Origin of the sequence: Leclercia sp. UBA7405, from assembly GCF_037152215.1 — a bacterium.
In the GTDB taxonomy this organism is placed as follows: domain Bacteria; phylum Pseudomonadota; class Gammaproteobacteria; order Enterobacterales; family Enterobacteriaceae; genus Enterobacter; species Enterobacter pneumoniae.
In genome coordinates this window covers 1847440-1872147 of record NZ_JBBCMR010000001.1, presented here as the reverse complement: position 1 = coordinate 1872147, position 24708 = coordinate 1847440, and the positions used below count along the sequence as shown (strand labels likewise).

The following is a 24708-nucleotide window of genomic DNA, read 5'->3' as shown; positions in this document are numbered from 1 at the left end:
TAATTTTTGTGAGAATATGCAAGATGCGAGCAGCAATCGCGCTTCTGGCCGTGCTTCGCTCTTATCGTCCGGCGGAATTTCCAGTATAATAGCCGCCTTTTTTCATCCAGTTGTGACATACAAAAAGCTGCGACATAGTAGCCTGCATCACAGGCAACATTTAGCCGTCGGCTAAGTTAAGGGATATCTCATGCGTACAGAATATTGCGGGCAGCTGCGTCAGACCCATGTCGGGCAGCAGGTTACCCTGTGTGGTTGGGTCAACCGTCGTCGTGATCTTGGTAGCCTTATCTTTATCGATTTGCGCGACCGTGAAGGCATTGTGCAGGTGTTCTTCGATCCGGATCGCGCGGATGCGTTAAAACTGGCCTCTGAACTGCGTAATGAGTTCTGCATTCAGGTCACCGGTACCGTGCGTGCGCGCGACGAGAAAAACGTCAACGCGGAGATGGCAACGGGGGCAGTAGAAGTGCTGGCGTCCGATCTGGTTATCATTAACCGTTCAGAGTCGCTGCCGCTCGACTCCAACCACGTCAATACTGAAGAAGCGCGTCTGAAATACCGTTACCTGGATCTTCGTCGCCCGGAGATGGCTCAGCGCCTGAAAACGCGCGCTAAGATCACAAGCCTGGTGCGTCGCTTTATGGACGATCACGGTTTCCTCGATATCGAAACCCCGATGCTGACCAAAGCGACTCCGGAAGGGGCGCGTGACTACCTCGTTCCTTCCCGCGTCCATAAAGGCAAATTTTACGCGCTGCCGCAGTCCCCTCAGCTGTTTAAACAGCTGCTGATGATGTCCGGCTTCGATCGCTATTATCAGATTGTAAAATGTTTCCGCGACGAAGACCTGCGTGCTGACCGCCAGCCTGAATTTACCCAGATCGACGTCGAAACCTCCTTCATGACGGCTGAACAAGTGCGTGAAGTGATGGAAGCGCTGGTGCGCGGTCTGTGGCAGGACGTGAAAGGTGTCGATCTCGGCGACTTCCCGATCATGACCTTCGCCGAAGCAGAGCGTCGTTACGGTTCCGATAAGCCAGACCTGCGTAACCCAATGGAGCTGGTGGACGTGGCGGACCTGGTGAAAGAGGTTGAGTTTGCGGTATTCGCGGGCCCGGCTAATGATGCAAAAGGCCGCGTGGCTGCCCTGCGTGTACCAGGTGGTGCCGCACTCAGCCGTAAGCAGATCGACGATTACGGTAACTTTATTAAGATTTACGGGGCCAAAGGGCTGGCGTACATCAAAGTGACCGAGCGGGCGAAAGGCATCGAAGGGATCACAAGCCCCGTGGCGAAATTCCTGAACGCTGACATCGTGGAAGCGATCCTCGCGCGCACAGACGCACAGGATGGCGATATGATCTTCTTCGGCGCGGACAACAAGAAAGTGGTTGCCGATGCGATGGGCGCACTGCGTCTGAAAGTTGGCAAAGACCTGAACCTGACCGACGAATCCAAATGGGCGCCGCTGTGGGTAATCGACTTCCCGATGTTTGAAGACGACGGCGAAGGCGGCCTGACCGCGATGCACCACCCGTTCACCGCCCCGAAAGAGATGACCGCAGACGAGCTGAAAGCTGCGCCGGAAACGGCCATTGCCAACGCCTACGATATGGTTATTAACGGTTATGAAGTGGGCGGCGGTTCCGTGCGTATTCACCGCGGTGAAATGCAGCAGACGGTGTTCGGTATCCTCGGCATTGAAGAGCAAGAGCAGCGCGAGAAGTTTGGCTTCCTGCTGGACGCCCTGAAATACGGTACGCCGCCGCATGCTGGTCTGGCCTTCGGTCTCGACCGTCTGACCATGCTGCTGACCGGTACTGATAACATCCGTGATGTTATCGCCTTCCCGAAAACCACCGCCGCGGCCTGTCTGATGACGGAAGCGCCAAGCTTCGCCAACCCGACCTCTCTGGCAGAGCTCGGCATCGAAGTGGTGAAAAAGGAAGAGAAAAACTGATATGGCATACAAGCGTCCCGTTTCTGTCTTAGTTGTCATTTATGCCCAGGACACGAAGCGGGTGCTGATGTTGCAGCGGCGCGATGATCCCGCTTTTTGGCAGTCGGTTACCGGCAGCCTGGAGGCGGGAGAAACCGCGCTGCAGGCCGCCGCGCGCGAAGTAAAGGAAGAGGTCGCCATCGATGTTGCTTGCGAGCAACTGACCCTGAAGGACTGTCAGCGCACGGTGGAGTTTGAAATTTTTAGCCATTTACGTCATCGCTATGCGCCGGGTACCGAGCGCAATACAGAATCCTGGTTCTGTCTCGCGCTCCCCCGCGAACGGGAGATTGTGTTCACCGAACACCTGACCTACCGCTGGGTCAATGCAACGGAAGCCGCTGCACTGACCAAGTCGTGGAGCAACCGGCAGGCGATTGAAGAATTTGTAATTAACGCTGCCTGAGAAGGCGCGATTTTTGGAGAACTTTTTATGGCAGGTCATAGTAAGTGGGCCAACACCAAACACCGTAAAGCGGCACAGGATGCCAAACGCGGTAAGATCTTTACCAAAATCATTCGTGAGCTGGTAACAGCGGCACGTCTGGGCGGTGGCGACGCGGGTTCTAACCCACGTCTGCGTGCCGCTATTGATAAAGCGCTGTCCAACAACATGACACGTGACACCCTGAACCGTGCTATTGCACGTGGCGTGGGCGGTGACGAAGACGCGAACATGGAAACCATCATTTATGAAGGTTACGGTCCTGGCGGTACGGCGGTCATGGTGGAATGCCTGTCCGACAACCGTAACCGTACCGTTGCCGAAGTGCGCCATGCGTTCACCAAAACCGGTGGTAACCTGGGTACCGACGGCTCCGTGGCTTACCTGTTCAGCAAAAAAGGCGTCATCTCCTTCGAGAAAGGCGACGAAGACGTGATTATGGAAGCGGCGCTGGAAGCGGGTGCGGAAGATGTCGTAACCTTCGATGACGGTGCTATCGACGTTTATACCGCGTGGGAAGAGATGGGTGCCGTGCGCGATGCGCTGGAAGCGGCTGGCCTGAAAGCGGACAACGCTGAAGTCTCTATGATCCCGTCTACCAAGGCCGACATGGATGCGGAAACTGCACCAAAACTGCTGCGTCTGATCGACATGCTCGAAGACTGCGACGACGTGCAGGAAGTGTATCACAACGGTGAAATCTCTGATGAGGTTGCAGCGACGCTCTGATGAGAGCGTGTAAACCCATCTCAGGAGAGGCGTGATGTCGATTATTCTTGGGATTGACCCTGGCTCACGCATCACCGGGTATGGCGTTATTCGTCAGGTGGGACGCCAGTTAACCTATCTCGGCAGCGGTTGTATCCGCACCAAAGTGGACGATCTCCCGTCACGCCTAAAGCTGATCTACGCAGGCGTGTCGGAGATCATCACTCAGTTCCAGCCCGACTATTTCGCCATCGAGCAGGTTTTTATGGCGAAAAACGCCGACTCGGCGTTAAAACTCGGTCAGGCACGCGGTGTCGCCATCGTGGCGGCGGTGAACCAGGACTTGCCGGTATTTGAATACGCGGCGAGGCAGGTCAAGCAGACGGTAGTGGGTATAGGCAGCGCGGAGAAAAGCCAGGTGCAGCATATGGTGCGAACTCTGCTAAAGCTCCCCGCTAATCCGCAGGCCGACGCCGCCGATGCGCTGGCCATTGCGATTACGCATTGCCATATTAGCCAGAACGCCGTGCAAATGAGCGAGTCGCGGCTCAATCTGGCGCGAGGCAGGTTACGATAATGACAAATCAGGCTGGATGTTTATCCAGCCTTTTTTTATTATGGCAGCAGAAATTTTTAGCCCTTAACGCAGGAGCGTCACGTGATAGGCAGACTCAGAGGCATCATCATTGAAAAACAACCCCCGTTAGTACTGCTCGAAGCGGGAGGCGTGGGCTATGAAGTCCATATGCCGATGACCTGCTTCTACGAACTGCCGGACGCAGGCAAAGAGGCGATTGTCTTTACTCAGTTTGTGGTGCGAGAAGATGCTCAGCTTCTGTATGGTTTTAATAACAAACAAGAACGTACCCTGTTCCGCGAACTGATAAAAACCAACGGCGTCGGACCGAAGCTGGCCCTGGCTATTTTATCCGGCATGTCAGCCCAGCAGTTTGTGAATGCCGTGGAGCGCGAAGATCCTGCGGCGCTGATTAAACTTCCGGGCATCGGGAAGAAAACCGCGGAGCGTCTGATCGTTGAGATGAAAGATCGCTTCAAAGGGCTGCATGGCGACCTGTTCACGCCGGCGGCGGATCTGGTGCTTACCTCTCCGGGCTCACCTGTAACCGACGATGCCGAGCAGGAAGCGGTTGCCGCGCTGGTGGCGCTGGGCTATAAACCTCAGGAAGCGAGCCGCATGGTGAGTAAAATCGCGAAGCCGGACGCCAACAGTGAAACTCTGATTCGTGAAGCGCTACGCGCGGCATTGTGAGGTAAAGGATGATTGAAGCAGACCGTCTGGTGTCGGCAGGCAGCGTTCAGACAGAAGATGCAGTGGATCGCGCAATCCGCCCAAAGTTACTGGACGAGTATATTGGCCAGCCTCAGGTGCGTTCGCAAATGGAGATCTTCATCCAGGCGGCGAAACTGCGCGGAGATGCCCTCGATCATCTGCTCATTTTCGGTCCCCCGGGGCTAGGTAAAACCACACTTGCCAATATCGTTGCTAACGAAATGGGGGTGAATCTGCGTACCACCTCTGGCCCGGTGCTTGAAAAAGCGGGCGATCTGGCGGCCATGCTCACTAACCTTGAGCCGCATGACGTCTTATTTATCGATGAGATCCACCGCTTATCCCCCGTGGTAGAAGAGGTGCTCTACCCGGCGATGGAGGATTATCAACTCGATATCATGATCGGCGAAGGCCCGGCCGCGCGCTCCATTAAAATCGATTTACCGCCTTTTACCCTCATTGGTGCCACCACCCGTGCGGGATCATTAACCTCACCACTGCGCGACCGCTTTGGCATTGTGCAGCGTCTGGAGTTTTACCAGGTCGCGGATCTGCAACACATCGTGGGTCGAAGCGCGCGGTACATGGGGCTGGAGATGAGCGAGGAGGGGGCTTTCGAAGTCGCCAAACGCTCCCGCGGAACGCCGCGTATCGCCAACCGATTGCTGCGCCGCGTGCGTGACTTTGCTGAGGTGAAGCACGATGGGACGATCTCATCCGACATCGCTGCCCAGGCGCTGGATATGCTTAACGTCGATGCGGAAGGTTTTGATTATATGGACCGGAAGCTGCTACTGGCGGTGCTGGATAAATTCTTCGGCGGCCCGGTAGGGCTGGATAACCTGGCGGCGGCTATTGGTGAAGAGCGCGAAACGATTGAGGACGTGCTGGAGCCCTATCTGATTCAGCAGGGCTTTTTACAGCGTACGCCGCGTGGGCGAATGGCGACGGTACGGGCGTGGAATCACTTTGGTATCACCCCACCCGCCATGCCGTGAGGCTTCGCCCTCTCCCGGCGGGAGAGGGGACCTACCCGCCTAGCTGGCGGGTTTTTTCATCATGCTGAAGATAAATAACAGCGCCGCGCACAGCACTACCGACGGCCCGGCAGGCGTGTCGTAAAAGGCCGAGAACGTTAACCCGCCCGTAACCGCAACCATCCCCACAACAACGGCGACACCCGCCATTTGCTCCGGCGTGCGGGCAAAACGGCGCGCAGTCGCCGCCGGAATGATCAGCAGCGAGGTGATAATTAATGCCCCGACAAATTTCATTGCCACACCAATAGTAAGCGCGGTGACCAGCATCAGTAACAGTTTCACGCGCTGCAATTTTACGCCATCGACAAAGGCCAGGTCCGGGCTGATGGTCATGGCCAGCAGATTCCGCCATTGCCAGAAGAGGATGGAGAGGACAATAACCACCCCGATGGCGATGGAGATTAAGTCTTCTGGCGTCACGGCCAGCAGGTCGCCAAAGAGATAGGCCATCAGATCGACACGAATATTCGACATCAGGCTGACCACGACCAGGCCCAGGGATAGCGCGCTGTGGGCCATAATTCCCAGCAGGGTATCCACCGCGAGGTGAGGGCGCTTCTCCAGCCAGACCAGACCGGCTGCCAGCAGCAGGGTAACAACGATGACCGCATAGAATGGATTAACATCCAGCAGCAAGCCAAAGGCCACCCCCAGCAGCGAGGCGTGGGCCAGCGTATCGCCAAAGTAGGACATTCGACGCCAGACAACAAACGAACCCAGCGGGCCAGCGGCGCAGGCGAGCATAATCCCGGCCAGCCAGCCGGGCAGTAATAATTCAATCATGAGTGACCATTTCCCCGGCGCAGAACAATTCGTCCTTGCAAATCATGGCGGTGGTTATGTTGATGGCGATAAATACCCAACTGTTCCGCACCGCGTGGGCCGAACATAGAGATAAATTCCGGGTGCATAGAGACCACTTCAGGGGTACCGGAGCAGCAGATATGGTGGTTGAGACAGAGCACCTCATCGGTTTTGGCCATCACCAGGTGCAGGTCGTGGGAGACCATCAACACGGCGCAATTCAGCTCTTTACGCAGCTGGTCGATGAGATCGTAAAGCGCAACCTGGCCGTTAACATCCACACCCTGCGTCGGCTCATCCAGCACCAGCAGCTGCGGATTATTCAGCAGGGCGCGGGCTAGCAGGACGCGCTGGGTCTCACCGCCAGAGAGTTTTTGCAACGGGGCGTCGATGAGGTGTCCGGCCTGCACGCGTTTCAGAGCGGGAAGGATATCCTCTTTACGCGTATCAGGACGCAACCGCAAAAAGCGATTTACGGTCAGCGGCAGAGTGGAGTCCAGATGTAATTTCTGGGGTACGTAGCCAATGCGCAGCTTTCCGTCACGCTTGATGAGCCCTTCGTCCGGTGCTACCAGACCGAGGACCACACGAACCAGCGTGGATTTTCCGGCGCCATTGGGGCCAAGCAACGTCAGTATTCTTCCGGGTTTCAGGCACAAAGAGACGTCAGAAAGGACGCGGCGCTGACCGAAAGAGACCGATACATTTTCGAGAGAAACTAAATTAGTCATGTCAATTTAAGCTTGCAGAAGTCATCGAATGTTATAATATCACATCCCACACACTCATTACGAACAGTAGTCGCATTATGTTACATAAAAATACGCTTCTTTTCGCAGCATTATCCGCTGCGCTGTGGGGTTCCGCAGCACAAGATGTTAACGCCGCCGTTGTCGCTTCGCTTAAACCACTCGGTTTTATCGCCTCCGCCATTGCCGATGGCGTGACCGAGACCGAGGTTTTACTGCCGGATGGCGCTTCCGAACACGATTACTCCTTACGCCCATCTGATGTAAAACGCTTACAAAACGCGGACTTAGTTGTGTGGATTGGCCCTGAGATGGAAGCTTTCATGCAGAAGTCTGCCAAACAGGTCCCTGCGGCGAATCAGGTTGCCATCGCCGATCTGTCTGGTGTTAAACCGCTGCTCATGAAAGGGGCAGAGGACCACGATCATGATCATGGTCACGGCGAGGGTGACGATGAAAATAGTGATGCACATCACCATCATGGCGAGTACAACATGCACCTGTGGCTGTCACCCGAGATAGCGCGGTTGTCTGCGGTTGCAATCCACGAAAAATTAGTGGAACTTATGCCGCAAAGTCGAGCCAAACTAGACGCCAACCTGAAGGATTTTGAGGCACAGCTTGCCGCAACCGATAAGCAGGTAGGTACCGAGCTCGCACCATTGAAAGGTAAAGGATATTTCGTTTTTCATGACGCCTATGGCTATTACGAAAAACATTACGGTCTCACGCCGCTTGGCCATTTTACCGTGAATCCTGTCATTCAGCCTGGTGCGCAGCGTTTACATGAAATCAGAACACAGTTGGTTGAGCAAAAAGCGACCTGCGTTTTTGCTGAGCCACAGTTCAGGCCAGCGGTCGTTGAAGCCGTGGCAAGGGGAACATCCGTGCGCATGGGCACCCTTGACCCGCTAGGAACGAATATCCAGTTGAGCAAAGCGAGCTATTCGCAGTTCCTCAGCCAACTGGCGAACCAGTATGCGAGCTGCCTGAAAGGAGATTAACGAGGAAGTGAATACGTGCAACAGATAGCCCGCTCTGTCGCCCTGGCATTTAATAATTTGCCCCGGCCCCACCGCGTCATGCTGGGGTCGCTTACCGTTCTCACCTTAGCGGTCGCCGTCTGGCGACCCTACGTTTACCACCCGGTTTCGACACCTATCGTTAAAACCATTGAGCTTGAACGAAGTGAAATTCGTTCTTTGCTGCCGGAAGCGAGTGAGCCTATTGACCAGGCCCCCCAGGAAGAGGAAGCCATCCCGCAGGATGAGCTCGATGACAAAACCGCAAACGAAGCCGGTGTCCATGAATACGTCGTTTCGACCGGCGATACCTTAAGCAGCATTCTTAATCAGTATGGCATTGAGATGGGCGAAATCAGCCAGCTTGCTGCCTCTGATAAAGAGTTGCGTAACCTGAAAATTGGCCAGCAGCTCTCCTGGACCCTGACCGACAACGGTGATTTACAACGCCTGACCTGGGAAATGTCCCGTCGTGAAACCCGCACCTACGATCGTACTGCAAACGGTTTCAAGATGAGCAGTGAGATGCAGCAGGGCGAATGGGTGAATAGCGCCATTAAAGGCACCGTGGGCGGCAGCTTTGTTGCCAGCGCCCGTGATGCCGGCCTGACGAGCGGTGAAATCAGCTCGGTGATCAAAGCCATGCAGTGGCAGATGGACTTCCGCAAACTGAAAAAAGGCGATGCGTTCTCGGTACTGATGTCCCGCGAAATGCTGGACGGTAAACGTGAGCAGAGCCAGCTTTTAGGTGTCCGACTGCGTTCAGATGGGAAGGATTATTATGCTGTCCGCGCAGAAGATGGCAAATTCTATGACCGCAACGGTACCGGGCTGGCGAAAGGCTTCCTGCGTTTCCCGACCGCTAAACAGTTCCGCGTCTCCTCTAACTTTAATCCACGCCGTCTGAACCCGGTAACTGGGCGTATTGCGCCGCACCGTGGCGTTGATTTCGCGATGCCGCAGGGCACGCCTGTGCTGTCAGTCGGTGATGGCGAAGTGGTGATCGCTAAACGTAGCGGTGCAGCAGGGTACTACGTGGCAGTGCGTCATGGCCGTACTTATACCACCCGCTATATGCACCTGCGTAAACTGCTGGTGAAACCCGGCCAGAAAGTGAAGCGCGGTGACCGTATTGCGCTCTCTGGTAACACGGGTCGTTCTACTGGCCCGCACCTGCACTATGAAGTGTGGATCAACCAGCAGGCGGTTAACCCATTAACGGCGAAACTGCCGCGTACCGAAGGGTTGACCGGTAAAGACCGCACCGATTACCTGGCGCAGGTGAAACAGGTGCTGCCACAACTCAGCATCGATTAATTTCTCTGCTGACAAAGCCGGTACAGTGACTGTGCCGGCTTTTTCTTTTGTGCGTTACGCACTGCCTCGCTAAACTATCTCATTATTCTTTTCAGCGTCACCCGCCACTGGAAAAAGCATGGAAACCAGAAAAAACAATATTGAATACATTCCTGAGTTTGAGAAAGACTTTCGCCATCCGCGCCACTGGGGCGCCTGGATCGGTGTTTTTGCATTTGCGGGCCTGGCGCTGACTCCGGCCGCGTTTCGCGATCCGCTATTGGGAGCGGTAGGGCGTCTGGCGGGAAAGTTTGGTAAAAGCGCACGTCGTCGCGCGCAGATTAACTTACTCTACTGCTTCCCCGAAAAGAGTGAAGCAGAGCGTGAAGCCCTCATTGACGACATGTTCACGACTGCTCCGCAGGCGATGGCGATGATGGCAGAGCTGGCGATGCGCGGCCCAAAAAAGCTGGAAAAGCGCGTTGACTGGAAAGGGCTGGAGATTATCGACGAGCTGCGTCGTCATGACGAAAAGGTCATCTTTCTGGTGCCGCACGGCTGGGGCGTCGATATTCCTGCGATGCTGATGGCATCCCAGGGGCAGAAGATGGCGGCAATGTTCCACAATCAGGGAAACAAGGTCTTTGATTACGTCTGGAACAGCGTCCGACGCCGCTTTGGGGGGCGTCTGCATGCTCGTAACGATGGTATCAAACCTTTCATTCAGTCCGTGCGTCAGGGCTACTGGGGATACTATCTTCCCGATCAGGATCACGGCCCTGAGCACAGTGAGTTCGTCGATTTCTTTGCGACCTATAAAGCTACGTTACCGGCAATTGGCCGCCTGATGAAAGTATGCCGCGCACGCGTGGTGCCGCTGTTCCCTATTTACGATGGCAAGACCCACCGTCTGACTATTGAAGTGCGCCCGCCGATGGACGACCTGATGACCGCTGACGATCACACCATCGCCCGCCGGATGAATGAAGAGGTTGAACTGCTGGTGGGACCGCATCTGGAGCAGTATACCTGGATCCTTAAGTTGCTGAAGACGCGTAAGCCGGGGGAGATACAGCCCTACAAACGTAACGACCTCTATCGCAAGAAATAAAAAAAGCCCCGTCAGGGGCTTTTTTAGATCACGATAACGCGACAGATTACTCGACGGTCATGACGCGCGTGGTGTTGGTTGAGCCGATGGTGCTCATCACATCACCCTGGGTCACAATAACGATATCGCCGGAAACCAGGTAGCCTTTGTCACGCAGCAGATTAACGGCATCGTTAGCTGCGGCGACGCCGTCATTATTGCTGTCGAAGTAGACCGGGGTTACACCGCGATAGAGTGCGGTGAGATTCAGGGTGCGTTCATGGCGAGACATGGCGAAGATGGGCAGACCAGAGCTGATACGGGATGTCATCAGCGCGGTACGGCCAGATTCGGTCATGGTAATGATGGCGGTTACGCCTTTCAGGTGGTTGGCGGCGTACATCGCGGACATTGCAATCGCCTCTTCCACATTGTCGAACTGAATGTCCAGACGGTGTTTTGAGACGTTAATGCTAGGGATCTTTTCTGCACCCAGACAGACGCGCGCCATGGCCGCTACGGTTTCAGCCGGATACTGACCCGCCGCCGTCTCGGCAGAGAGCATGACCGCATCGGTGCCATCCAGCACGGCGTTGGCGACGTCCATGACTTCCGCACGGGTTGGCATAGGGTTGGTGATCATCGACTCCATCATCTGCGTCGCGGTGATCACGGAACGGTTCAGCTGACGGGCGCGGCGGATGAGCGCTTTCTGGATACCGACCAGTTCCGGGTCGCCAATTTCCACGCCCAGGTCACCACGTGCCACCATCACCACGTCAGAGGCCAGAATGATGTCATCCATCGCATCCTGGCTGCAGACCGCCTCAGCACGTTCAACTTTTGCGACGATTTTCGCATCGCAGCCGGCATCGCGCGCCAGACGGCGAGCATAGTTCAGATCTTCGCCGCAGCGCGGGAAGGAGACGGCCAGGTAATCCACGCCGATCTGGGCCGCGGTAAGAATATCAGCCTTGTCTTTTTCGGTCAGCGCTTCGGCAGAGAGGCCGCCGCCCAGTTTGTTGATCCCTTTGTTGTTAGAAAGCGGGCCGCCAACGGTCACTTCGGTGAAGACGCGCATTCCTTGGACTTCCAGCACTTTCAGCTGAACGCGTCCATCGTCGAGCAACAGAATATCGCCCGGTACCACATCAGCAGGCAGACCTTTATAGTCGATACCCACTTTCTCTTTGTCGCCTTCGCCTTTACCCAGGTTGGCGTCGAGCAGGAATTTATCGCCGATATTGAGGAAAACTTTGCCTTCTTTAAAGGTCGAAACGCGAATTTTCGGTCCCTGAAGATCGCCAAGGATGGCGACATGACGTCCCAGTTTAGCCGCGATCTCGCGGACTTTGTCCGCACGAAGTTTATGATCTTCTGGCGTGCCGTGTGAGAAGTTCATACGTACCACGTTGGCACCTGCAGCGATGATTTTCTCGAGATTATTATCGCGGTCGGTGGCTGGGCCTAAAGTGGTAACGATCTTGGTTCTGCGAAGCCTTCTGGACATGTAATACTCCGTTGACTGAAACAACTTTGGTGTTGCGTGAACATTGATTCGGCGCTCTGTGCAGAAACTTACCGAATAGCGAAAAAAGTAACAACCTTGTTTTAACGATTAGGGCATATCACCCTTTATAAGTAACTCTTTATCAAAACGCGATTCCTTGAGCGCTTCTTTGACCCGCTTCAAGTTATCTCTGAATTTCGCACCGCGACGCAGGGTAAAACCGGTAGCCAGAACGTCGATCACCGTTAACTGCGCCAGACGGGAGACCATCGGCATATAGATGTCGGTATCTTCGGGGACGTCGAGGGTGATCGCCAGGGTGGCTTCCCGCGCCAGCGGTGTCCCAACGGTGGTCAGAGCAATGACCATGGCATCATTTTCGCGCGCGAGTTGCGCCAGCTCAACCAGGCTCTTAGTGCGACCGGTGTGCGAGATTAACACCACCACGTCATCTTCGTTACAATTCATACAGCTCATGCGTTGTAACACGATGTCGTCGGAATAGATAACGGGCACGTTGAAGCGGAAAAATTTGTTCATGGCATCGTGTGCCACCGCAGCGGATGAGCCGAGGCCAAAAAATGCGATTTTCTTCGCCTGGGTGAGCAGGTCTACAGCGCGGTTTACCGACGTCATATCCAGTGACTGGCGCACCTGGTCAAGCGTTGCCATAGCCGACTCAAAGATTTTTGCGGTGTAAGCTTCCACGCTATCGTCTTCATCGACATTACGATTTACATAAGGTGTACCGTTAGCAAGACTCTGAGCCAGATGCAGTTTAAAATCAGGAAAGCCGCGAGTATCCATGCTGCGGCAGAAACGGTTGACGGTCGGTTCACTGACCCCGGAGCCCTGCGCCAGTGCCGCAATGCTTGAGTGTATGGCCTGAGCGGGGGAGGCGAGAATGACTTCAGCCACTTTTCGCTCGGATTTGCTAAGGTGTTCCAGTTGGAACTGGATTTTTTCCAGCATGTTCATTGTTAACAAGGCGCCCATGGGTGGAAGCGATTTCATTAATACGTGAAATCATGGATCTAATTAGCAAGAATATACGCCTGTGACTTCCGGAAAAGGCAAATCGTGCTGAGAAATGTTGTTGTTTTTTTTCATTACTTGATCGCTGTCGGGTTTTAGCCTCCCGCAGCCAGGACGATTTTTAAACGGTTTCATAAGTCGTTACCGTGCTGCATGTGCCCAGGCGATGAAAAAACAGCGTATCGCACGCGTCGTTAAGCGCTAATGGTTTCGGGAATGACGTAAAAGCAGTACAGTGCATTGTAATAAAATTACAACGATATGCTGGCAAAAGCACCAGCATATCCAACTGAGGAGAATGACATGGCGGTAACGCAAACAGCCCAGGCATGTGACCTGGTCATTTTCGGCGCGAAAGGCGATCTTGCACGCCGTAAATTGCTGCCTTCCCTGTATCAACTGGAAAAAGCGGGCCAGATCCATCCGGAAACCCGTATCCTGGGCGTCGGTCGCGCGGACTGGGATAAAGAGGAGTACACCAGGGTCGTTCGCGAAGCGCTGGAAACTTTCATGAAGGAGAAGATCGATGAAAGTTTGTGGGATACGCTGAGCGGACGTCTTGATTTCTGCAACCTGGACGTGAATGACACGGCATCCTTTACCCGCCTGGGCGAGATGCTGGACCAGCAAAACCGCGTTACCATCAACTACTTTGCCATGCCGCCAAGCACCTTTGGTGCAATCTGCAAAGGGCTGGGCGAAGCGAAGCTGAACGCCAAACCAGCACGCGTTGTGATGGAGAAACCCCTGGGTACGTCGCTGGATACCTCCCGCGAAATTAACGACCAGGTAGGCGAATACTTCGAAGAGTGCCAGGTATACCGTATTGACCACTATCTGGGTAAAGAGACGGTTCTGAACCTGCTGGCGCTGCGTTTTGCCAACTCACTGTTTGCGAACAACTGGGATAACCGCACCATCGATCACGTGGAAATCACCGTGGCGGAAGAGGTGGGTATCGAAGGCCGCTGGGGTTACTTTGACCAGGCTGGTCAGATGCGTGACATGATCCAGAACCACCTGCTGCAAATTCTGTGCATGATCGCCATGTCGCCGCCGTCCGATCTCTCTGCTGACAATATTCGCGACGAGAAAGTGAAAGTGCTGAAGTCCCTGCGCCGTATCGATCGCTCGAATGTGCGTGAGAAGACCGTACGCGGTCAGTACACTGCAGGCTTTGCGCAGGGTAAAAAAGTGCCGGGCTACCTGGAAGAAGAGGGTGCCAACAAATCCAGCAATACCGAAACCTTTGTGGCGATCCGCGTTGATATCGACAACTGGCGTTGGGCCGGTGTGCCATTCTACCTGCGTACCGGTAAGCGTCTGCCGACCAAATGTTCTGAAGTGGTGGTTTACTTCAAGAACCCAGAGCTGAACCTGTTTAAAGAGTCCTGGCAGGAGTTGCCGCAGAACAAGCTGACCATCCGTCTGCAGCCGGACGAAGGCGTGGATATCCAGGTTCTGAACAAAGTGCCGGGTCTGGATCACAAACACAACCTGCAGACTACCAAGCTGGATCTGAGCTACTCCGAAACCTTCAATGAAACTCATCTGGCCGATGCTTACGAGCGTCTGCTGCTGGAAACCATGCGCGGTATCCAGGCGCTGTTCGTGCGTCGCGATGAAGTGGAAGAGGCCTGGAAGTGGGTCGACTCCATCACCGAAGCCTGGGCTGCCGATCAGGACGCGCCGAAGCCTTATCAGGCGGGCACCTGGGGTCCGGTCGCTTCTGTGGCGATGATCACGCGCGATGGCCGTTCCTGGAACGAATTTGAGTAAGGTCAGGTTAATCCTTGAGGGTTATTTTACCGGTAACATGATCTAACTCAGGCCCGGTGTAATTTTTAATCATTTAAGCTCTGCGTGGATTTCCCCGCGGAGCTTTTTTTATTACACTGCCGGAAGCGATTTTGCCCCTGAGCTCCGGCAATAAAGCGTTTCCGCGATGTTATAGAGTGCGAAACACTTTGTTAATCCCAGAGCCTGGACAGATTAATATTGAGGAGCATCTATGAATCCGACATTGTTACGGGTAACACAACGCATTGCTGAGCGCTCAAAACAGACCCGTTCAGACTACCTCGCGCGCATCCAGCAGGCGAAGCGTGACACGGTACACCGTTCGCAGTTAGCCTGCGGCAACCTGGCCCACGGCTTTGCCGCCTGTCAGCCGGAAGACAAAGCCTCGCTGAAGAGCATGCTGCGTAACAATATCGCGATTATCACCTCCTATAACGACATGCTCTCGGCTCACCAGCCTTACGAGCGCTACCCGGATATCATTCGCAAAGCCCTGCATAGCGCCAATGCGGTGGGGCAGGTTGCGGGCGGAGTTCCGGCTATGTGTGATGGTGTAACCCAGGGGCAGGACGGTATGGAACTGTCGCTACTGAGCCGTGAAGTCATTGCCATGTCCGCCGCGGTAGGGTTGTCTCATAATATGTTTGATGGCGCACTCTATCTGGGCGTGTGCGATAAAATTGTCCCGGGCCTGGTGATGGCGGCGCTCTCTTTTGGTCACCTTCCGGCAATCTTCGTGCCATCAGGCCCGATGGCCAGCGGCTTACCTAATAAAGAAAAAGTCCGCGTCCGTCAGCTCTACGCAGAAGGCAAAGCCGATCGTGCCGCGCTGCTGGAGGCGGAAGCGGCCTCCTACCATGCACCGGGGACCTGCACTTTCTACGGTACCGCCAACACCAACCAGATGGTGGTGGAGTTCATGGGTATGCAGCTTCCGGGCTCATCTTTCATTCAACCGGATGCGCCTCTGCGGCAGGCTCTGACTGAAGCCGCCGCCCGTCAGGTGACGCGTCTTACCGGCAACGGCAACGAATGGATGCCGATGGGCAAAATGGTCGATGAAAAAGTGGTGGTGAACGGGATCGTAGCCCTGCTGGCAACCGGTGGCTCCACCAACCACACCATGCACCTGGTGGCGATGGCGCGGGCGGCAGGTATCCTGATTAACTGGGATGACTTCTCCGAACTCTCTGAAGTGGTGCCGCTGATGGCTCGCCTCTACCCGAACGGCCCGGCAGATATTAACCACTTCCAGGCCGCGGGCGGCGTACCGGTGCTGATGCGTGAGCTGCTCAAAGGTGGTCTGCTGCATGAAGACGTCAACACCGTGGCAGGTTTTGGCCTGACGCGCTACACCCTGGAGCCCTGGCTGAATAATGGCGAGCTGGACTGGCGCGACGGCGCAACCGCGTCGCTGGATGAAAACGTCATTGCCACCATCGAAAAACCATTCTCTCTCCACGGCGGTACTAAAGTGCTGAGTGGGAATCTGGGCCGGGCGGTGATGAAAACCTCTGCGGTGCCGGTAGAAAACCAGATCATCGAAGCCCCCGCGGTGGTCTTTGAAAGCCAGCATGATGTATTGCCTGCTTTCGAGGCTGGTCTGCTGGATAGAGACTGCGTGGTGGTGGTACGCCATCAGGGGCCAAAGGCGAACGGTATGCCAGAATTACATAAACTTATGCCGCCACTTGGTGTATTATTGGACCGCTGTTTCAAAATTGCGTTAGTAACCGATGGACGCCTCTCCGGCGCATCAGGTAAAGTGCCTTCAGCTATCCACGTCACCCCGGAAGCGTATGACGGTGGTCTGTTGGCGAAGGTTTACGATGGCGACATCATCCGCGTAAACGGCCAGACCGGTGAGTTGACCTTATTGGTGGATGAAGACGTGCTTGCCGCACGCAAGCCGCATATTCCTGACCTGAGCGCATCGCGCGTGGGCACAGGGCGCGAAATGTTCAGCGCGCTGCGCGAGAAACTCTCCGGCGCGGAGCAGGGCGCGACCTGTATTACGTTTTAAGACGACAAGAATTATCGATCTGGCGAGAGAAAAACTCTGATGAAAAACTGGAAAACAAGTGCAGAAGCAATCCTGAAAACGGGCCCGGTTGTGCCGGTAATTGTGGTGAACAAGCTGGAACATGCGGTACCGATGGCGAAAGCCCTGGTCGCTGGCGGCGTACGTGTGCTGGAAGTGACCCTGCGTACCGCATGCGCGATGGATGCTATCCGTGCCATTGCGAAAGAAGTGCCCGAGGCGATCATTGGCGCAGGTACCGTACTGAACCCGCAGCAACTGGCCGACGTCACCGAAGCCGGTGCGCAGTTTGCTATCAGCCCGGGCCTGACTGAGTCGCTGCTGAAAGCAGCAACCGAAGGCACTATTCCTCTGATTCCTGGGATCAGCACCGTCTCCGAGCTGATGCTGGGCATGGACTACGGTCTGAAAGAGTTCAAATTCTTCCCGGCGGAAGCGAACGGCGGCACCAAAGCGCTGCAGGCAATTGCGGGTCCATTCTCTCAGGTTCGTTTCTGCCCAACCGGCGGTATCTCTCCAGCCAACTACCGTGACTACCTGGCGCTGAAAAGCGTGCTTTGTATCGGTGGCTCCTGGCTGGTTCCTGCTGATGCACTGGAAGCGGGTGACTGGGATCGTATCACCAAACTGGCGCGCGAAGCCGTTGAGGGTGCGCAGCAGTAATCGCTGTCAGAGCATAAAAAAACGGGCCATCAGGCCCGTTTTTTTTATCCTTCCACTTTCACCGCGCTGGCAGCGGCTTTCGCCCGTGTAACCGCGTCGTCAAGGGTCTCGCCGGTCGCCAGCGCCACCCCCAGGCGACGGGATCCGTCGATGTCGGGCTTGCCGAACAGACGAAGCTGCAAACCGGCACCGACCGCGTCGTCGAGATGGTCGAAAATGACATTCTGGCTGGTAAGCTGAGGCAAAATCACCGCCGATGCCGCCGGGCCGTACTGACGAATTCCGCCCACCGGCAGCCCAAGGAAAGCACGCACGTGCAGCGCAAACTCGGACAGATCTTGCGATATCAGGGTCACCATGCCGGTATCATGCGGGCGAGGGGAGACCTCGCTAAAGATCACCTCATCGCCGCAGACAAACAGCTCCACGCCAAACAGACCATAACCGCCCAGGGCTAAGACGGTTTTGCGGGCGATCTCCTGCGCGCGCTCCAGCGCCAGAGGACTCATCTGCTGTGGCTGCCAGGACTCGCGGTAATCGCCATCTTCCTGACGATGACCAATAGGATCGCAGAAGTGCACCCCGTCGACGGCGCTGACGGTAAGCAGCGTGATTTCAAAATCAAACTTCACAACGCCCTCAACAATCACCCGTCCGGCTCCCGCGCGACCACCCTGTTGCGCGTAATCCCAGGCCACATCGAGCTGTTCAGCCGTACGGATAAAGCTTTGGCCTTTGCCAGAAGAGCTCATCACGGGCTTAATGATGCACGGGTAGCCAATCTCGTTCACCGCCTGTAAAAAGGCCTCTTTGCTGTCGGCAAAACGGTAGCTGGAGGTGGGGATCGCCAGCTCTTCGGCGGCCAGCCGTCGGATGCCCTCACGGTTCATGGTCAACTTCGTGGCGCGGGCGCAGGGCACCACGCGCTGGCCTTCGGCCTCAAGCGCCAGCAGGGTGTCGGTCGCGATGGCTTCGATCTCGGGAACCACAAAATGCGGTTTCTCTTTAGCAATCAGGGCGCGCAGGGCATCGCCGTCGAGCATGTTAATGACGTGCGAGCGATGCGCGAGGTGCATGGCGGGCGCATCGGGATAACGATCGACCGCTATAACTTCAATTCCCAGACGCTGGCACTCAATGGCGACCTCTTTTCCCAGCTCACCGGAGCCTAACAGCATTACACGCGTGGCTGCCGGACGCAGCGCAGTACCTAAACGAGTCATAACATCCCCCTGAAAAAGTTGCGCGCAGTATAAACGAAAACGTTTGCGTCTGTCTTCTGTTACAGAATCTGCCTCTGTTACAGCGCGTTACTGGCAAAGCCCTATTTTTAGTCCATGCTTGTCAATGTGTTAAATCACAGGAGAAGAGCATGAACAAAACAGGGGTCGTAATGGTCGCCGTGCTACTGGTCGCCAGCGTCGGCGCGCAGGCAAAAAGTGAGAAAACGGTGAAATTTCCTGCCTGTGAAGGGCAAAATGCGGAAGGTATCGCCGCCAGCGTAAAACGGGATTACCTGCAAAATCGTATTGTCCGCTGGGCAGACGATCAACAGAAGCTGGGGCAGGCCGATCCGGTCGCATGGATCAATCCGCAACAGGTCAAAAGTCAGGATAACCACTGGACCGTGCCGCTGACGGTGCGCGGTAAGAGCGCCGATATTCATTATCAGGTAAAAATTGATTGCGCAGCCGGCAACGCGCAGTACGTCGCGCAGTAATATGAATTTTCGCTTCTTTTTATGCCGCAGACATTTCCTGACATCCCCTCGCTTAGGCTGTGAAATTGATGAACTAAAATGCGAGGGGAATCATGTCGAACTGGTTGAATCAAATACAGTCTATGTTGGGTCAGAAGTCATCGAACGGCTCGGGTGAAGGGCTGAGTAAACTGCTGGTACCCGGCGCGTTGGGCGGGCTTGCCGGCCTGTTGGTCGCTAATAAATCATCCCGAAAATTGCTGACTAAATATGGCACCGGTGCGTTATTGGCCGGGGGCGGAGCGGTTGCTGGTACGGTGCTGTGGAATAAATATAAGGACAAAATTCGAGGGGCGCATCAGGATGAGCCGCAGTTTGGTCAACAGTCATCCTCCCTCGATGAACGCAGTGAGCGCCTTATTCTTGCGCTGGTGTTTGCCGCAAAAAGCGACGGACATATTGATGCGACCGAACGTGCCGCAATCGAGCAGCAGATGCGTGAAGCAGGCGTAGAAGAGCATGGCCGGGCCCTGGTCGCACGCGCCATTGAACAACCTCTTGATCCCGCACGCCTGGCCCAGGGGGTCAAAAACGAGGAAGAGGCGCTGGAGGTCTACTTCCTGAGCTGTGCCGCCATCGACATCGACCATTTTATGGAGCGCAGCTATCTGAATGCGCTGGGCGATGCGTTAAAGATCCCGCAGGAGGTTCGGGAGGGCATTGAACAGGATATAAAGCAGCAGAAACAGGCACTACCGGGATAAATTTTTGTGCATGACTGCGCGTTTCGCTTGCATCATTCGTGTGATTTGCCAACCTTATAGGGTGTTAATCGCAGAAGAATAAAATCGTCATGCCACCGAAAGCCCGCCGTATTCCTCACGCGATCACCGCCCACGGTGATACGCGTATCGACAACTACTACTGGTTGCGGGACGATAGTCGTTCGCAACCGGAAGTGCTGGATTACCTGCACCAGGAGAATGACTATGGCCGTAAGGTCATGGCCTCACAGCAGGCGCTCCAGGATCGCCTTCTCAGCGAGATGGTAGAACGCGTACCGCAGCGGGATGTCTCTGCGCCGTGGAGCAGAAACGGCTACCGATACCGTCACGTCTACGAACCGGGCAATGAGTACGCCATTTATCAGCGTCAGTCGGTGCTTTGCGCTGAATGGGAAGAGTGGGAAACGCTGCTGGATGCCAACAAGCGTGCGGCGCACAGCGAGTTTTACACCCTGGGTGGCATGGGCATCTCGCCAGACAACACCATTATGGCTCTGGCAGAAGATTACCTCTCACGGCGTCAGTATGGCCTGCGTTTTCGCAATCTGGAGAGCGGTAACTGGTATCCGGAAATGCTGGATAATGTCTCGCCAGATTTTGTCTGGGCGAACGATTCCGAAACGGTGTACTACGTTAAAAAACATGCTACAACGCTGCTGCCTTATCAGGTGTGGCGTCATACCGTCGGTACACCTGCGGCCACTGACGAACTGGTGTATGAAGAGAAAGACGAAACGTTTTACGTTAGCCTGCATAAAACCACCTCGAAGCACTACATCATTATCTTTCTGGCCAGCGCGACCACCACAGAAGTGTTGCTGCTGGATGCCGAATTGCCCGACGCGCAGCCGCTCTGCTTCCTGCCCCGACGCAAGGATCATGAATACAGCCTTGACCATTTCCAGCACACCTTCTACTTGCGATCGAATCGGGAAGGGAAAAACTTTGGTCTCTACAAAACTCGGGTACGCGATGAGCGTAAGTGGGAGGTGCTGATCCCGGCGCGGGAGCAGGTGATGCTGGAAGGGTTTACCCTCTTCACCGACTGGCTTGTCGTTGAGGAGCGCCAGCGTGGGCTGACCAGTATTCGCCAGATCAACCGCAAAACTCGCGAGGTGATCGGTATTGCGTTCGACGATCCGGCCTATGTGACCTGGATCGGCTATAACCCTGAGGCGGAGACCTCACGCCTGCGTTACGGTTATTCATCGATGACCACGCCTGACACCTTGTTTGAACTGGATATGGATACCGGGGAACGCAAGGTGCTTAAGCAGGCTGAAGTTAAGGGCTTCAATGCTGAAAATTACCGCAGTGAACACGTCTGGATAGTGGCTCGCGACGGCAGTGAAGTGCCGGTATCGCTGGTCTACCATAAGCAGCACTTCCAGCCCGGTAAAAATCCCATCCTGATTTACGGCTATGGTTCGTATGGTTCCAGCATCGACGCCGACTTCAGCGGAAGCCGCTTAAGCCTGCTCGATCGCGGCTTTGTCTATGCTATCGCTCATATACGCGGTGGCGGTGAGCTCGGGCAGCACTGGTATGAAGATGGCAAATTCCTGAAGAAGAAAAACACTTTCAATGACTATCTGGACGTCTGCGAAGGGCTGCTGGCTCAGGGCTACGGCGATCGGGAGCAGTGTTTTGCGATGGGCGGCAGCGCCGGCGGTATGTTAATGGGGACCGTGATTAATCAACGCCCTGAACTGTTCAAAGGCGTGGTTGCGCAGGTGCCGTTTGTTGATGTGCTGACCACCATGCTGGATGAATCTATTCCTCTTACCATCGGCGAATTTGAAGAGTGGGGGAATCCGCAGGATGAAACCTATTACCGCTACATGAAAGAGTACAGCCCCTATGACAACGTCGAGGCTAAGGCCTACCCGCATATGCTGGTGACTACCGGGCTGCACGACTCTCAGGTTCAGTACTGGGAGCCGGCTAAGTGGGTGGCGAAGCTGAGAGAGCTGAAGACAGACGATAACCTGCTGTTGCTCTGTACGGATATGGACGCTGGACATGGCGGTAAATCGGGACGCTTTAAATCTTACGAAGGGGTAGCACTGGAGTATGCCTTCATTATCGGCCTGGCACAGGGGACGCTGACAGGCCGGGAGGCCGATTAGGCTTCGCCAAGATAGTGTTTTAAGGTCAGACGCAGTTCCGGGCTCATCCGATCCAGATTGTTGTATAACCAGCGGAGATAGCCCGGATCTTTATCCGCCACTTCTGCGACCGGTTTTCCACGGTATTTACCAAAGGTAAAGGTGGTTAAGAGGGCCGGTCGGCCGGTAATGGTGACCATCTCGTCCGGCGTCCAGCCCGTGGTGTTCATGATATCAATCAGCAGTGCGGCCGTAATATAGCAGTCATATAAAGCCCGGTGATGATGTAACCCTTCCGGCGTTTTCACGCTTAGCTTACGGGATTTATAAAGCGCCATATTGCTGTATTTAATACCTGGCCACAGGCGACGCGCCAGTTTCATGGTGCAGATCCACTCGCCGGGCATTTCCGGTAACACGCGACGGTCAAAACTGGCGTTATGCGCTACGTACCACGGGCTGCCGTGATAAAACGGGATCACCTCTTCAATCCAGGGCTTATCCGCTACCATCGACTCCGTGATGCGATGGATTGCCATGGCCTGCGGGCTGATGGGCCGGTCTGGACGCACCAGATGGCTCATGGGGTTGACGATCTGTCCGTTTACAACGTCGACAGAAGCCACTTCTACTATCCCACCCTGTAAATCGCAGGTTTCGGTATCGATGACGCGTAACATGGCGCTCTCCTGGCCCTAAAACGCTTAGCGTAATGGAATGATATCCCCTTGCCAACCCTGAGACGTAAAGCGGCGGGGCAGAGCGTCACCTGCGGCTCTGTTATGGAAAACAGACCAGAGAGGGCAGTGCCCTGAACGGCGGGGTCATTAAATGATGACGAACGAGGGGAGTAACCACTCCCCGATGATGCTGAGGGGGATACCGGGTCGTGGCGATTAGCCGGTGAGATATCCTGATTTCCTTATGCACCTGGTTGCAAAGATCCAGTAAGCCCCTCTGTCATCAGGGGCCTTGTATTCTGCATACTCAGTATAAGGAAATACTTATTTAACTTTCGGCTCCCAGGGGAGGCGGGAGAGATTGACAGAGCTCAAGCGGTGCGCAATCAGGCGCTCACGGAACCAGTCACGCAGGTGGGCGGGTTGTTCACGCTCTACAACTTCGGCCACGATGGGCATATTGTAGCGCTCTTTAAACGCGACGCCGGCCGCGGCTAAATCGACATTCACTTTGTCCATCTCCTCCTGCGGGAGGGCGGCGAGATTGGTTTGCATATCCGTCTCCTTTATATTGCGGGGCAACGTTACCTGCAGATTGGGCTGCTGGCAAGCCCGGATGGGATGATCCTCGACGCAAGCATTATAGAGCGTTATTCTTTATCAAACAGTCATAACCAAAAGGAATGCTCATTATGGCACACACCGCTTTTCGCACCGCGCTGGTTTTGCTCGCGGCCTTGACGGCCCCCGCCGTTTTTGCCCACGCGCACCTTAAACACCAGTATCCCGCCGCCGATGCAGCCGTAACCGCCGCTCCGCAGGCCCTGACCCTGAACTTTTCCGAAGGGGTAGAGACCGGTTTTAGTGGCGTCTCGGTGACGGGGGATAAAGAGCAAATTATTAAAACCGGCGCCATCAAACGCAACGAGAAGGATCACACTCAGTTGATTGTACCGCTCGAAACCCCCCTGAAGCCTGGCAGCTATAAAGTGGACTGGCATGTGGTCTCGGTGGATGGCCATAAGACAAAAGGCAGCTACCGCTTTAGCGTGAAATAAGATGCTGGGGCTTTGCTACGTCCCCCTGCGCTTTATCCATTTTGCCGCATTGATGATGCTATTCGGCAACGCGCTCTACAGCGCATGGCTGGCACCCTCGTCGCTGCGTCGGCTTATGGCCCGTCGCTTTGCGCGCCAGCAGAAATATGCGGTATTAGTCAGCGCCATTTCGGCGCTGCTCATGATGATGCTGCAGGGCGGGCTAATGGGGAATGGCTGGCAAGATGTGATACGTCCCGACATTTGGCAGGCTGTGGCCAGCACGCAGTTTGGTCGAGTCTGGTTATGGCAGATTCTGCTGGCCGTTATTACCGCCTGTATCGCCTGGCTGGAGCCCCGAAGTGGCCCACGTTTACTGCTATTGTTGGCTTGCGCGCAATTTGTGTTACTGGCCGGAACGGGTCATTCGGCGATGAACGACGGTGCGACAGGGTTAGCGCAACGCATTAATCATGCCCTGCATCTGCTTTGCGCCGCCAGTTGGGTTGGCAGTTTACTGCCGCTGCTTTTTTGTCTGCGCCTGACGCGCGGACGCTGGCAAAATGCGGCCATCCATACCATGATGCGTTTTTCCCGTTATGGCCACTATGCCGTTGCCGGGGTGGTGATAAGCGGTGTGAATAATGCACTGCTTATCCAGGGCTGGACCAATCCCCTGAACAGCGACTGGGGAAAGATGCTTTTGTTGAAATGTGCGCTGGTGGCGTTGATGGTGGCAATTGCGCTAGTGAACCGGTATGTTCTGGTTCCGCGTTTTACTGCTCATCATGGGCCTGCGCAACAGTTTTTTATCAGAATGACGCAGACTGAGGTTGTGCTGGGGGCGTTGGTGCTGGCGATGGTCAGCCTGTTTGCTACCTGGGAGCCCTTCTGACAAGGTGA

The 24708-nt window shown here is 55.2% G+C and carries 24 protein-coding genes; 17 read left to right on the top strand and 7 right to left on the bottom strand.

Annotated features, from left to right (window positions below; all coding sequences use genetic code 11):
- Nucleotides 1–190 precede the first annotated feature (190 nt).
- The 6 genes from aspS (at nt 191) to ruvB (ending at nt 5444) form a co-directional block, all read left to right on the top strand.
- Nucleotides 191–1963, top strand: coding sequence for an aspartate--tRNA ligase (aspS, locus tag WFN75_RS09150; protein ID WP_207291967.1), 1773 nt, complete (start codon nt 191–193; stop codon nt 1961–1963).
- 1 nt (nt 1964) lies between these two features.
- Nucleotides 1965–2408, top strand: a complete 444-nt coding sequence (gene nudB, locus WFN75_RS09145; RefSeq protein WP_040075121.1) for a dihydroneopterin triphosphate diphosphatase — start codon at nt 1965–1967, stop codon at nt 2406–2408.
- A 27-nt stretch (nt 2409–2435) separates the two neighbouring features.
- Complete coding sequence (locus WFN75_RS09140) at nt 2436–3176, top strand: YebC/PmpR family DNA-binding transcriptional regulator (RefSeq protein WP_040075122.1); 741 nt, start codon at nt 2436–2438, stop codon at nt 3174–3176.
- A 34-nt stretch (nt 3177–3210) separates the two neighbouring features.
- Nucleotides 3211–3732, top strand: a complete 522-nt coding sequence (gene ruvC / locus WFN75_RS09135; RefSeq protein WP_040075124.1) for a crossover junction endodeoxyribonuclease RuvC — start codon at nt 3211–3213, stop codon at nt 3730–3732.
- A gap of 81 nt (nt 3733–3813) precedes the next feature.
- On the top strand, nt 3814–4425 hold the full coding sequence (ruvA, locus tag WFN75_RS09130; RefSeq protein WP_040075126.1) for a Holliday junction branch migration protein RuvA: 612 nt from the start codon (nt 3814–3816) through the stop codon (nt 4423–4425).
- An 8-nt stretch (nt 4426–4433) separates the two neighbouring features.
- Nucleotides 4434–5444 (top strand): Holliday junction branch migration DNA helicase RuvB, encoded by a 1011-nt coding sequence (ruvB, locus tag WFN75_RS09125; RefSeq protein WP_040075127.1) that lies wholly within the window; start codon nt 4434–4436, stop codon nt 5442–5444.
- A gap of 39 nt (nt 5445–5483) precedes the next feature.
- On the opposite strand, the gene znuB is transcribed toward ruvB, so the two are convergent.
- Nucleotides 5484–6269 (bottom strand): zinc ABC transporter permease subunit ZnuB, encoded by a 786-nt coding sequence (gene znuB, locus WFN75_RS09120; RefSeq protein ID WP_040075128.1) that lies wholly within the window; start codon nt 6267–6269, stop codon nt 5484–5486.
- Nucleotides 6266–7021 (bottom strand): zinc ABC transporter ATP-binding protein ZnuC, encoded by a 756-nt coding sequence (gene znuC, locus WFN75_RS09115; RefSeq protein WP_040075130.1) that lies wholly within the window; start codon nt 7019–7021, stop codon nt 6266–6268. The genes znuB and znuC overlap by 4 nt, the downstream gene beginning before the upstream one ends.
- 77 nt (nt 7022–7098) lie before the next feature.
- Between znuC and znuA the strand changes: the two genes are divergently transcribed.
- The 3 genes from znuA (at nt 7099) to lpxM (ending at nt 10468) form a co-directional block, all read left to right on the top strand.
- Nucleotides 7099–8043 (top strand): zinc ABC transporter substrate-binding protein ZnuA, encoded by a 945-nt coding sequence (gene znuA / locus WFN75_RS09110; protein WP_046885106.1) that lies wholly within the window; start codon nt 7099–7101, stop codon nt 8041–8043.
- Between the two features lie 15 nt (nt 8044–8058).
- Nucleotides 8059–9378 carry a murein DD-endopeptidase MepM gene (gene mepM, locus WFN75_RS09105; protein WP_046885107.1) on the top strand — a complete coding sequence of 440 codons (1320 nt, stop codon included), beginning with the start codon at nt 8059–8061 and terminating at the stop codon, nt 9376–9378.
- 118 nt (nt 9379–9496) lie between these two features.
- The gene (lpxM, locus tag WFN75_RS09100; protein ID WP_040075134.1) at nt 9497–10468 is read left to right on the top strand and encodes a lauroyl-Kdo(2)-lipid IV(A) myristoyltransferase; all 972 of its coding nucleotides are present in this window, start codon (nt 9497–9499) and stop codon (nt 10466–10468) included.
- A gap of 46 nt (nt 10469–10514) precedes the next feature.
- Here the strand turns inward: lpxM and pyk are convergent, their stop codons facing one another.
- Nucleotides 10515–11957, bottom strand: a complete 1443-nt coding sequence (gene pyk / locus WFN75_RS09095) for a pyruvate kinase (RefSeq protein WP_046885108.1) — start codon at nt 11955–11957, stop codon at nt 10515–10517.
- A gap of 108 nt (nt 11958–12065) precedes the next feature.
- Nucleotides 12066–12935, bottom strand: a complete 870-nt coding sequence (locus WFN75_RS09090) for a MurR/RpiR family transcriptional regulator (protein ID WP_046885109.1) — start codon at nt 12933–12935, stop codon at nt 12066–12068.
- Between the two features lie 360 nt (nt 12936–13295).
- Between WFN75_RS09090 and zwf the strand changes: the two genes are divergently transcribed.
- The 3 genes from zwf (at nt 13296) to kdgA (ending at nt 17496) form a co-directional block, all read left to right on the top strand.
- Nucleotides 13296–14771: a glucose-6-phosphate dehydrogenase gene (zwf, locus tag WFN75_RS09085; protein ID WP_040075139.1), complete on the top strand. Its 1476-nt coding sequence runs from the start codon at nt 13296–13298 to the stop codon at nt 14769–14771.
- 232 nt (nt 14772–15003) lie between these two features.
- On the top strand, nt 15004–16815 hold the full coding sequence (gene edd / locus WFN75_RS09080) for a phosphogluconate dehydratase (protein WP_040075140.1): 1812 nt from the start codon (nt 15004–15006) through the stop codon (nt 16813–16815).
- 39 nt (nt 16816–16854) lie between these two features.
- Nucleotides 16855–17496: a bifunctional 4-hydroxy-2-oxoglutarate aldolase/2-dehydro-3-deoxy-phosphogluconate aldolase gene (kdgA, locus tag WFN75_RS09075; RefSeq protein WP_263616789.1), complete on the top strand. Its 642-nt coding sequence runs from the start codon at nt 16855–16857 to the stop codon at nt 17494–17496.
- 44 nt (nt 17497–17540) lie between these two features.
- Here kdgA and purT read toward each other — a convergent pair whose 3' ends face one another.
- Complete coding sequence (purT, locus tag WFN75_RS09070; RefSeq protein WP_327061412.1) at nt 17541–18719, bottom strand: formate-dependent phosphoribosylglycinamide formyltransferase; 1179 nt, start codon at nt 18717–18719, stop codon at nt 17541–17543.
- A gap of 149 nt (nt 18720–18868) precedes the next feature.
- On the opposite strand from purT, the gene yebF reads away from it, so the two are divergent.
- The 3 genes from yebF to ptrB all read left to right on the top strand — a co-directional run bounded on the left by yebF (nt 18869) and on the right by ptrB (nt 22109).
- Nucleotides 18869–19216, top strand: a complete 348-nt coding sequence (gene yebF, locus WFN75_RS09065; protein ID WP_336996047.1) for a protein YebF — start codon at nt 18869–18871, stop codon at nt 19214–19216.
- Nucleotides 19217–19308: 92 nt separating this feature from the next.
- Nucleotides 19309–19959: a tellurite resistance TerB family protein gene (locus WFN75_RS09060; protein ID WP_263616541.1), complete on the top strand. Its 651-nt coding sequence runs from the start codon at nt 19309–19311 to the stop codon at nt 19957–19959.
- Between the two features lie 89 nt (nt 19960–20048).
- The gene (ptrB, locus tag WFN75_RS09055; RefSeq protein ID WP_233802921.1) at nt 20049–22109 is read left to right on the top strand and encodes an oligopeptidase B; all 2061 of its coding nucleotides are present in this window, start codon (nt 20049–20051) and stop codon (nt 22107–22109) included.
- Here ptrB and exoX read toward each other — a convergent pair.
- Together exoX and WFN75_RS09045 are read right to left on the bottom strand one after the other, a co-directional pair.
- On the bottom strand, nt 22106–22768 hold the full coding sequence (exoX, locus tag WFN75_RS09050; RefSeq protein ID WP_207291958.1) for an exodeoxyribonuclease X: 663 nt from the start codon (nt 22766–22768) through the stop codon (nt 22106–22108). The two genes, ptrB and exoX, sit on opposite strands and share 4 nt — an antisense overlap.
- Nucleotides 22769–23092: 324 nt before the next feature.
- A complete protein-coding gene (locus WFN75_RS09045) occupies nt 23093–23323 on the bottom strand; it encodes a DNA polymerase III subunit theta (protein ID WP_040075148.1) in 231 nt (76 codons plus the stop codon).
- Between the two features lie 137 nt (nt 23324–23460).
- Here WFN75_RS09045 and yobA point away from each other — a divergent pair, with 137 nt between their 5' ends.
- Both yobA and copD read left to right on the top strand, forming a co-directional pair.
- The gene (yobA, locus tag WFN75_RS09040) at nt 23461–23826 is read left to right on the top strand and encodes a CopC domain-containing protein YobA (protein WP_207291957.1); all 366 of its coding nucleotides are present in this window, start codon (nt 23461–23463) and stop codon (nt 23824–23826) included.
- Between the two features lies 1 nt (nt 23827).
- Entirely contained in the window at nt 23828–24700 is an 873-nt protein-coding gene (copD, locus tag WFN75_RS09035; RefSeq protein WP_336996046.1) for a copper homeostasis membrane protein CopD, read from the top strand.
- The last annotated feature ends 8 nt before the right edge of the window (nt 24701–24708 follow it).

Excerpts from the sequence above, each read along its gene's own strand:
- aspS (WP_207291967.1), top strand. The coding sequence starts at position 191 with ATGCGTACAGAATATTGCGGGCAGCTGCGTCAGACCCATGTCGGGCAG.
- nudB (WP_040075121.1), top strand. The coding sequence starts at position 1,965 with ATGGCATACAAGCGTCCCGTTTCTGTCTTAGTTGTCATTTATGCCCAG.
- WFN75_RS09140 (WP_040075122.1), top strand. The coding sequence starts at position 2,436 with ATGGCAGGTCATAGTAAGTGGGCCAACACCAAACACCGTAAAGCGGCA.
- ruvC (WP_040075124.1), top strand. The coding sequence starts at position 3,211 with ATGTCGATTATTCTTGGGATTGACCCTGGCTCACGCATCACCGGGTAT.
- ruvB (WP_040075127.1), top strand. The coding sequence starts at position 4,434 with ATGATTGAAGCAGACCGTCTGGTGTCGGCAGGCAGCGTTCAGACAGAA.
- znuB (WP_040075128.1), bottom strand. The coding sequence starts at position 6,269 with ATGATTGAATTATTACTGCCCGGCTGGCTGGCCGGGATTATGCTCGCC.
- znuC (WP_040075130.1), bottom strand. The coding sequence starts at position 7,021 with ATGACTAATTTAGTTTCTCTCGAAAATGTATCGGTCTCTTTCGGTCAG.
- znuA (WP_046885106.1), top strand. The coding sequence starts at position 7,099 with ATGTTACATAAAAATACGCTTCTTTTCGCAGCATTATCCGCTGCGCTG.
- lpxM (WP_040075134.1), top strand. The coding sequence starts at position 9,497 with ATGGAAACCAGAAAAAACAATATTGAATACATTCCTGAGTTTGAGAAA.
- pyk (WP_046885108.1), bottom strand. The coding sequence starts at position 11,957 with ATGTCCAGAAGGCTTCGCAGAACCAAGATCGTTACCACTTTAGGCCCA.
- WFN75_RS09090 (WP_046885109.1), bottom strand. The coding sequence starts at position 12,935 with ATGAACATGCTGGAAAAAATCCAGTTCCAACTGGAACACCTTAGCAAA.
- zwf (WP_040075139.1), top strand. The coding sequence starts at position 13,296 with ATGGCGGTAACGCAAACAGCCCAGGCATGTGACCTGGTCATTTTCGGC.
- edd (WP_040075140.1), top strand. The coding sequence starts at position 15,004 with ATGAATCCGACATTGTTACGGGTAACACAACGCATTGCTGAGCGCTCA.
- kdgA (WP_263616789.1), top strand. The coding sequence starts at position 16,855 with ATGAAAAACTGGAAAACAAGTGCAGAAGCAATCCTGAAAACGGGCCCG.
- purT (WP_327061412.1), bottom strand. The coding sequence starts at position 18,719 with ATGACTCGTTTAGGTACTGCGCTGCGTCCGGCAGCCACGCGTGTAATG.
- yebF (WP_336996047.1), top strand. The coding sequence starts at position 18,869 with ATGAACAAAACAGGGGTCGTAATGGTCGCCGTGCTACTGGTCGCCAGC.
- WFN75_RS09060 (WP_263616541.1), top strand. The coding sequence starts at position 19,309 with ATGTCGAACTGGTTGAATCAAATACAGTCTATGTTGGGTCAGAAGTCA.
- ptrB (WP_233802921.1), top strand. The coding sequence starts at position 20,049 with ATGCCACCGAAAGCCCGCCGTATTCCTCACGCGATCACCGCCCACGGT.
- exoX (WP_207291958.1), bottom strand. The coding sequence starts at position 22,768 with ATGTTACGCGTCATCGATACCGAAACCTGCGATTTACAGGGTGGGATA.
- WFN75_RS09045 (WP_040075148.1), bottom strand. The coding sequence starts at position 23,323 with ATGCAAACCAATCTCGCCGCCCTCCCGCAGGAGGAGATGGACAAAGTG.
- yobA (WP_207291957.1), top strand. The coding sequence starts at position 23,461 with ATGGCACACACCGCTTTTCGCACCGCGCTGGTTTTGCTCGCGGCCTTG.
- copD (WP_336996046.1), top strand. The coding sequence starts at position 23,828 with ATGCTGGGGCTTTGCTACGTCCCCCTGCGCTTTATCCATTTTGCCGCA.